The sequence below is a fragment of the Glycomyces dulcitolivorans genome, assembly GCF_003265355.1.
Classification (GTDB): domain Bacteria; phylum Actinomycetota; class Actinomycetes; order Mycobacteriales; family Micromonosporaceae; genus Glycomyces; species Glycomyces dulcitolivorans.
Genome location: NZ_QFRW01000119.1, coordinates 1 through 1068, shown reverse-complemented (window position 1 = coordinate 1068; position 1068 = coordinate 1). Strand labels below are relative to the sequence as shown.

Below are 1068 nucleotides of genomic sequence, written 5' to 3'. Positions count from 1 at the left end.
GCTTCGCCGCAGACCCGCGCCGAAGCCCTGCTCCTCGCGGCCGAGCTCGACGGCGTCCACGCCGTCCCCGCCGCCCGAGCCGCCCTGGAGGCGGGGCGCACCAACGCCGCGCTCGCCGTCCTCGACCGCGCCCCCGAGGCGGGCGGGGAGACCGCGATCGTCCGCGCCTGGGCGCTCCTGGCCGTCGGCGAGACCCCCCGGGCCCGTGCCGCACTCGACGACGCCCCAGGCGGCCCCGAGACCGACCAGCTGCGCCTGCTGTGCGCCCCCGCGCACGAACGCCTCGCGCTCGCGATCGAACTGCGCGAGGCCTACGGCACCGTCGACCATCCCGGGCTCGCCGCCGCGCTGGCCGGGGACGACCCGGACGCGCTCGCCCACGCCGAATCCCTGGCCCGTGCGGCGGGGGACGCGACGACCGCCGCATGGTGCGCGTGGTCGCGCGTCATCGCCCTCGCCGATGCCGCGCGCCTGGTCGAGGCCGAGGCCGTCGCCCATGAGGCCGCCGACCGGGCCGGGGCCGACGGCGCCTACTCGTGGCAGACCCGGTTCCTCGCCGCCGCCGCCTGGTGCCTGGTCCTGTCCGGCACGGGCCTGGACAATGTGATCGCCGCGGCCCAGTCCCTGGCCGACCACGCCCTCCCGGCCGTGGCCGACACGCTCATCGCCGCCGCGATCGCCCTCGCCGAAGCCGACACCGGCGCCCTCGGCGCCGCCCGGGCCAGATTGTCGCGCCTGCACGACGCGCCCGCGGCGCTCGACGGGCTCGTCGCCTGGCTCGAACACGAGACCGCGTGGCTCGACGGCCAGCCCGGCCCCGAAGCCCCCGACGCCCACCCGGGCCTGGTGGGCGGGCTCGCGCACATCACCGGCCGGTGGATCGCCTACGACACCGGGACCGAACCGGTCGCCACCGGCCCCGCGCCGTGGCCCGCCCCCGTCGCCTCCACCCTCGCCGCCTGGGACAAGGCCGCCCCGGGCCCGTTCGCGCAGGCCGCCTCCGCGTGGGACGGCCTGGCCGCCCGCGAGCAGGTCCGCTGCCTGCTCGCCCTGGCCGCGCACTCGGGG

General features: G+C 79.4%; 1 pseudogene. It reads left to right on the top strand.

From position 1 onward, the window contains the following. Positions 1 to 1068 (top strand): annotated as a pseudogene (locus DI269_RS12975) (LuxR C-terminal-related transcriptional regulator); the annotation flags it as partial.